This is a genomic window from Mycobacterium sp. TH-M103 (genome assembly GCF_057473785.1).
Window position 1 is genome coordinate 1 of the sequence record NZ_JBYCLG010000154.1, and the last position, 6,483, is coordinate 6,483.

At 70.4% G+C, this 6,483-nt stretch carries 7 protein-coding genes; 5 read left to right on the top strand and 2 right to left on the bottom strand.

Annotated features, from left to right (window positions below; all coding sequences use genetic code 11):
* Both AC2VOR_RS08635 and AC2VOR_RS08640 read left to right on the top strand, forming a co-directional pair.
* On the top strand, positions 1 to 563 hold a 563-nt coding region (locus AC2VOR_RS08635), incomplete at its 5' end, for a TetR/AcrR family transcriptional regulator (RefSeq protein ID WP_486963609.1).
* 115 nt (positions 564 to 678) lie between these two features.
* Positions 679 to 1,758 carry a DUF190 domain-containing protein gene (locus tag AC2VOR_RS08640; protein WP_486963610.1) on the top strand — a complete coding sequence of 360 codons (1,080 nt, stop codon included), beginning with the start codon at positions 679 to 681 and terminating at the stop codon, positions 1,756 to 1,758.
* 10 nt (positions 1,759 to 1,768) lie between these two features.
* Here the strand turns inward: AC2VOR_RS08640 and AC2VOR_RS08645 are convergent, their stop codons facing one another.
* Entirely contained in the window at positions 1,769 to 2,662 is an 894-nt protein-coding gene (locus tag AC2VOR_RS08645) for a fructose bisphosphate aldolase (RefSeq protein ID WP_369741288.1), read from the bottom strand.
* A 51-nt stretch (positions 2,663 to 2,713) separates the two neighbouring features.
* Positions 2,714 to 2,968 carry a hypothetical protein gene (locus tag AC2VOR_RS08650; RefSeq protein ID WP_486963611.1) on the bottom strand — a complete coding sequence of 85 codons (255 nt, stop codon included), beginning with the start codon at positions 2,966 to 2,968 and terminating at the stop codon, positions 2,714 to 2,716.
* 93 nt (positions 2,969 to 3,061) lie between these two features.
* Between AC2VOR_RS08650 and AC2VOR_RS08655 the strand changes: the two genes are divergently transcribed.
* The 3 genes from AC2VOR_RS08655 to AC2VOR_RS08665 form a co-directional block, all read left to right on the top strand.
* Positions 3,062 to 3,682 carry a TetR/AcrR family transcriptional regulator gene (locus AC2VOR_RS08655; protein ID WP_486963612.1) on the top strand — a complete coding sequence of 207 codons (621 nt, stop codon included), beginning with the start codon at positions 3,062 to 3,064 and terminating at the stop codon, positions 3,680 to 3,682.
* Positions 3,683 to 3,780: 98 nt separating this feature from the next.
* Positions 3,781 to 4,917 carry a phosphotransferase gene (locus AC2VOR_RS08660; protein ID WP_369741290.1) on the top strand — a complete coding sequence of 379 codons (1,137 nt, stop codon included), beginning with the start codon at positions 3,781 to 3,783 and terminating at the stop codon, positions 4,915 to 4,917.
* Between the two features lie 173 nt (positions 4,918 to 5,090).
* Positions 5,091 to 6,483: N-acyl-D-amino-acid deacylase family protein (locus tag AC2VOR_RS08665; protein WP_486963613.1), on the top strand; the 1,393-nt coding region annotated here is incomplete at its 3' end.

The window sequence follows — 6,483 nt, forward strand, 5'->3', positions numbered from 1 at the left end:
AGAAGTCGCGCACCGCCATCGTCACCGCCACGCGGGAGCTGTTGATGGAGCGCGGGTTCGACGGCCTGACCATCGAGGCGGTCGCGGCCCGGGCCGGAGTGGGAAAGCAGACGATCTATCGCTGGTGGCCCAGCCGTCCTGCACTTGTCGCCGACGTCGTCCTCGAAGACGCCGACAGGATTCTCGCGTCGGTCGACCACACCGCCGACCTGGCCGCCGACCTCGTCGGGTGGGTGCACAAGCTCGCCGCGGCCCTGACCACGTCCCGCGGGTCGGCGATGCTGCGCATCCTGACCGTCGCGGGCATCGAACACGAGGACACCGCCGTCAAGTTGCGGGCCGGCTTCAGCTCACCACTGCACGAAAGTGTCCGGGCACGGCTGCTGGCGCACGGCGCCGACGAGGCGACCGCCGAGTCCGCCGCCGACGCCATCGTCGGGGGCGTGGTGTACCCGATACTTTCTGACGCCCAGGCGTATTCGCTGTCCCGGGCCGAACTGACGGCCCGCCTCATCGTCGGGGCACTCGGGCTCGAACCGGCACCGGGTTCGCCGGGCGGGTAAGCTCGCGGCACAGTGGTCGAGCACAGTGACGGAGCTTCCCCGGCGCGGACGGTGCCGCCGCCCCGGCGGGCGTTGGCGGTGAAACCTCCAGCGCGGCAACGGTTCAGGACTCGCCGTGGATGAAGAGTGCCTGAAGCTGAGCACGTATCTGGCCGAACGCCGCCGCACCGACGACGGATTCGTCTCGGATGTGCTGCTGGGCCTCTACCAACGGCGCGGCGTCGCCAGCAGCGTGCTGTTGCGCGGGGTCGGCGGCTTCGGGACGGGCCGCCACTACCGCTCCGACCAGTCCCTGACGCTCTCGGAGGACCCGCCCGTGCTGATCACGGCGGTGGACAGCAGGCCCACGATCGAAGGGCTCCTCGACGACGTGCTCGCGGTCAAGCAACGCGGGCTGGTCACCCTCGAACGGGCGCGGTTGCTGCGCGGGGAGATCGAGCCGCTGGAACTCGGCGACGCGTTTCCCGAGGCGGTCAAGCTGACGATCCACCTGGGCCGCAAGGAACGCGTCTACGGGGTTCCGGCCTACATCGCGATCTGCGATCTGATGCACCGGCGCCACATCGCCGGAGCCTCGGTGTTCCTGGGTGTCGACGGCGTCGCGCACGGGCAGCGGCAGCGGGCGCGGTTCTTCGCCCTCAACGCCGACGTGCCCCTGATGGTCGTGGCCGTGGGGTCCGGCGAGCTGATCGGCCGCGTGCTGCCCGAGCTCGGCGGCCTGCTCGAGCACCCGATGATCACGCTCGAGCGGGTGCGCGTGTGCAAGCGGGACGGGGCGTTGCTGGAACCGCCGCACGCCCTGCCGAAGGCCGACGGGCACGGCCTGCCGCTGTGGCAGAAGCTGTCGGTGTACACCTCCGAGTCGGCGCGCCGCGGCGGCGTGCCGATTCACCGGGCGCTGGTCCAGCGGCTCTGGCGGCGCAAGACGCCCGACGGCGCGACGGTGCTGCGCGGCATCTGGGGCTTTCACGGCAACCATCCGCCGCGCGGCGACAAGGTGCTAGCCCTGGGCCGCCGCGTCCCCGTCGTCACCACCATCATCGACACCCCGGCCAACATCGCCGAATCCTTCGAGGTGGTCGACGAGCTGACCCGCGAAGACGGGCTGGTGACCAGCGAGATGGTGCCCGCATTGGTCTCCGACGAGCGCGATGCCCGCCAGGGCCGGCCGCCGATTGCCGACCACCGCTACTGAGCCCGCGGGCTCAGCCGGCGACCGAGGCGTCGTAGATCGACTGGATCGCCTTGTCCAGCGTGGCGTTGAACTGCTCGTCGGTCTGGTCGGCAGACAGCCCCTCGGTCAGCGCGCGGCTGAAGCTGGCGATCAGCCCCGCGTTCTTGGCGAGCAGCTCGTTGGCCTCCTCGCGGGAGTAGCCGCCGGACAGGGCCACCACCCGCATCACCTTCGGATGTTCGATCAGGGGCCGGTAGTAGTTGACCTCGCTGGGCAGGCTGAGCTTGATCATCACCCGCTGCCCGTCGGGCACGGTGTCGAGCTGCTTGGTGATCTCGTCGCGCAGGATCGCCTCGGCCTCCGCCTTGTCCGGGATGGAGATCGTGACCTCGGGTTCCAGGATCGGCACCAGCCCGTGGCCGAGCACCTGGTGGCCCACCTCGAACTGCTGGGCGACCACCGCGGCGATGCCGTGGCGGTTGGCGGCGCCGATCACCGAGCGCTCCTTGGTGCCGAAGACGCCCTTGCTGACGGCGCGCTCCAGCAAGTCGTCCAGACCCGGCATCGGCTTCATCAGCTGGACGCCGTCGGACGCCTCGGCCAGGCCCTTGTCGATCTTGAGGATGGGCACCACGCCCTTGGTCTCCCACAGGTAGGTGGTCGACGGCCTGCCCTCGATGTCGCGGTCCATGGTCTGTTCGAACAGGATCGCCGCCAGGACCCGGTCCCCGGTGAAGGCGGGGGAGGTGATGATCCGCGACCGCATCTCGTGGATGAGGTCGAACATCTCCTTCTCGGAGGAGTACGCGTCGTCGGAGATGCCGTACTGGCGCAGTGCCTTCGGGGTCGATCCACCGCTTTGGTCGAGCGCCGCGATGAACCCCTTGCCCGAGGTCATCCGGTCCGCTTGCTTCTCGTTCGGCATGGAACTCTCCACTCCCTCGTGGTCCCCTGTGATCGCGGCGCAGCTTGAGCCTCACCCGATCATATTCGGGTCGGTGGACGCCGGGAACAGCCCGGTCATGGTGCGGGCGTCGGCACCTGCCGGATGCGTTCGGCGCGGTCCGCCCTCGACGGGCTCGGCGGTTTCGGCGGGCCCGGCGCGGCGCGCGCCGCTGCAGGTGATGCCGCCGTCGATCCCGGAGAAGCCGGGCGCCCCGTCGAGACGCCGGTTCTGCAGTGGCCCAACGCAAGTCCCGCCCGCCGGGCCGGGGCATGCCGGTGCGAGCACGACTCACCTGCCGCGGCCGTTCCCACCATTGGCCTTTCACGTAGCGGCATTTGGGATCTTGCGTGGCGCAACGCATCCCGTAACATCGGCGCCATGGAACCGAGCCGGTGGTGGGGCGACGACCGCGCGATCCTCGACGACGAGGAGGCCCGCCGGCGCATCCTGGACGCCGCGGGGCGCTGCATCGTCCGCCGGGGCAACACCCAGTTCCGGATGGGCGAGGTGGCCGACGAGGCGGGGGTCTCGCGCTCGACGGTTTACCGCTACTTTCCCGGCCGCGACGACGTCCTGCTGGGCATGCTGCTGATGCGCGTCGACGGTGCGCTCGGCGAGCTGGTCCGCTCGCTGCCCGAGATGGAGGATCCGGGCCGGTCGCTGCCCGAGATGGTCCTGTCCCGCGTCGAGTCGGTGGCGGGCAATCCGCTGAACGAGGCTCTGTTCGCCGCCGAGAGCACCGCGGTGTCCACTGCCCTGGAGAAGGGCTCCGAACCCCTCGTGGAGTTGCTGCTGCGCCATTACGGGCCGTTGCTGGAGCGGTGGAAGGCGGCGGGTCGTCTCTATGACGACCTCGATCCCCGCGCGGTCGTCCAGTGGTTGCACACGACGACGCTGTTCTTGCTGGCGCCGGCGTGGCGGCATCGCCCCGTGGCCGACAAGCGCCGGTTCGTCGAGCAGTTCGTGGTGCGCGCCCTGGTCCCACCAATCAGACAATAACTTCATATTGTCTGATGTCCAGACGCTGAGCTATTTTTGTCCCAGGAGCCGGGCGGCAGTGGCCGCGCCACGCTGTTCGACGACCAGAATGGACTCGCATGACAACTGCTGTGGCACAAGCGGTCGCCGTCGTCGAGCTAGGCGCCCACCTGGCTCGCGGGCTAAGCCGGGTGGGCACCGACGCGATCGTGAGCGGCTGGGCGAGCCTTCCCCGCACGGTCGACGACATCGACGCCACGGTGCTCTCCAGGGTCATGGGGGCCACCGTGAGGTCGGTGCGCATCCTGAGCAGCAACGCGGGGACGTCGTCGCGGGCCCGGCTGGTGCTGACCGGCACGGACGTTCCCGAATCGGTGTTCGTCAAGATCGGCGCAAAGTCGGCCGCCACCCGGCTGATGGGGGAACTGGGCCGCCTGGGGCACACCGAGGTGCGCTTCTACCGCGAACTCGCACCGCAGGTCAACGGCGCGCCCTACTGCTACGGCGCCGCCTTCGACGGCTGGACGGGCCGGTATCTGCTGGTTTTGGAGGACCTGCCCGCCGAGTCGTACGAGTTTCCCGACACGCTGCACCCGATCTCCACCGACCAGGCCGCCCTGATCGTCGACCTGCTGGCCGACCTGCACGCCACCTTCTACAACCGCCTGCCCCGCGACGGGCGCGGCCCGCTGGGGTGGCTCTACACCCCGTCGGGCGACGTGACCTCGCTGTTGACCGGGTCACTGATGCACGCCTCGATGCAGCGCCTCGCCGGGCGTACCGACATCCCCGTCGAGCGGGGCCGGTTCATCGCCGACAACTACCGCGCCGTGGCGGCGCTGATCGACACCCCGCCGCACACGGTCATGCACGGCGACGCACACCCGGGCAACATGTACTTTCACGGCGGCAAGGCGGGGCTGCTGGACTGGCAGGCGGTGCGGCGCGGACACCCCGGCCGCGAACTCGCCTACACGCTGATCACCAGCCTGACACCGGAAGACCGGCGCGCGGCTCAGCGCGAGCTGCTCGACGACTACCGGCGCGGCCTGGCCGCAGCGGGCGGCCCCGGCCTCGACCGCGACGAGCTGTGGCTGCGGTACCGCCAGGGTGCCCTGTACGCCTACGTCGCCCCGCTGATCACCGCCGGAATGGGCGGGATGCAGGCCGACGACATCGCGATGGAAGGCCTGCGCCGCGGTGTGGCGGCGCTGGAGGACCTGGAGACCGTCGCCGCGCTGCGGGCGTCGCTGTAACCTCCGCCGTGCCCGGCGATCTCGTTGTGCCCCTTGGCTTGTCGGCACGAGGCGGCCGGTCCGGGCCCCGCGGCGGCCCGCAATCCATTGACTCGGCCCAGCTCCGGGAATATCGTCTGCAGTTACGCTACGTCGCGTCGCGTAATGCCGCACGACGACAAGGAGAAGCCCACATGTTCGACCTGAAAATCATCGGTGGCACCGTCGTCGACGGCACGGGCGCGCAGCGCTACCGCGCGGACATCGGGATCAAGGACGGCAAGATCGTCGACGTCGTGCGCCGCGGGGCCGACGACGCTGCGCCGGGCGGGTTGCAAACCGCCGAGGCGGCCGAGACCATCGACGCGACGGGCCGCGTGGTGGCCCCGGGCTTCGTCGACATCCACACCCACTACGACGGCCAGGTGAGCTGGGACAGCTCGCTGGAGCCCTCCAGCGGTCACGGCGTCACCACCGTGGTCACCGGCAACTGCGGCGTGGGTTTCGCCCCGGTCCGACCGGGCCGTGAGCAATGGCTGATCGAGTTGATGGAGGGCGTCGAGGACATCCCCGGCACCGCGCTGACCGAGGGCATCACCTGGGGCTGGGAGAGCTATCCGGAGTACCTCGACGCCATCGGTGAGCAGCGCTTCGCGATCGACGTGGGTTCCCAGGTCGCCCACGGCGCCGTCCGCGCCTACGCGATGGGCGAGCGGGGCGCCCGCAACGAGCCGGCCACCCCGGATGACATCGCAGCGATGGGGCGGCTGGTCACCGAGGCGATCGAGGCCGGCGCCCTTGGGTTTTCGACGTCGCGCACCCTGGGCCACCGGGCGATGGACGGCGAACCCGTGCCCGGCACGTTCGCCGCCGAGGAGGAGCTGTTCGGCCTGGGCCGCGCCATGGCCGCCGGCGGGCAGGCGGTGTTCGAACTGGCGCCGCAGGGGGCGGCGGGCGAGGACATCATCGGCCCGAAGAAGGAGCTGGACTGGATGCGCCGGCTGAGCGGCGAGATCGACCGGCCGGTGTCGTTCGCCCTGATCCAGGTGGACGCGGACCCGAAGCTGTGGCGCGAGATGCTGGACCTCTCCGCGGACGCCCACGCGGCCGGCGCCCGGCTCTACCCGCAGATCGCGGCGCGCCCGTTCGGCATGATGATCGGCTTCCAGGGCCATCACGGCTTCAGCCACCGGCCCACCTACCGCCGGCTGAAGGCCGAGTGCAGCCGCGCGGAACTCGCGCAGCGCCTCGCCGACCCCGCCGTGAAGGCGGCCATCCTGTCCGAGGACGACCTGCCCGTCGACCCCACCCAGTTGTTCGACGGGATGTTCGCGCTGGTGCAGCACTCGCTGCACCGGCTCTACGCGCTGGGCAACCCGCCCGACTACGAGCCCACCCCAGACCGCACCGTCGCCGCCATCGCCGCGGCGCGCGGCGAGGACCCCCTGTCGACGCTGTATGACCTCATGCTCGAGGCGGAGGCGACCTCGATGCTGATGCTGCCGCTGTTCAACTACGCCGACGGCAACTGCGACGCCATCCGGGAGATGCTGCTGCACCCCGCCGGGGTGCTGGGGCTGTCCGACG

Excerpts from the sequence above, each read along its gene's own strand:
- AC2VOR_RS08645 (WP_369741288.1), bottom strand. The coding sequence starts at position 2,662 with ATGCCGAACGAGAAGCAAGCGGACCGGATGACCTCGGGCAAGGGGTTC.
- AC2VOR_RS08655 (WP_486963612.1), top strand. The coding sequence starts at position 3,062 with ATGGAACCGAGCCGGTGGTGGGGCGACGACCGCGCGATCCTCGACGAC.
- AC2VOR_RS08660 (WP_369741290.1), top strand. The coding sequence starts at position 3,781 with ATGACAACTGCTGTGGCACAAGCGGTCGCCGTCGTCGAGCTAGGCGCC.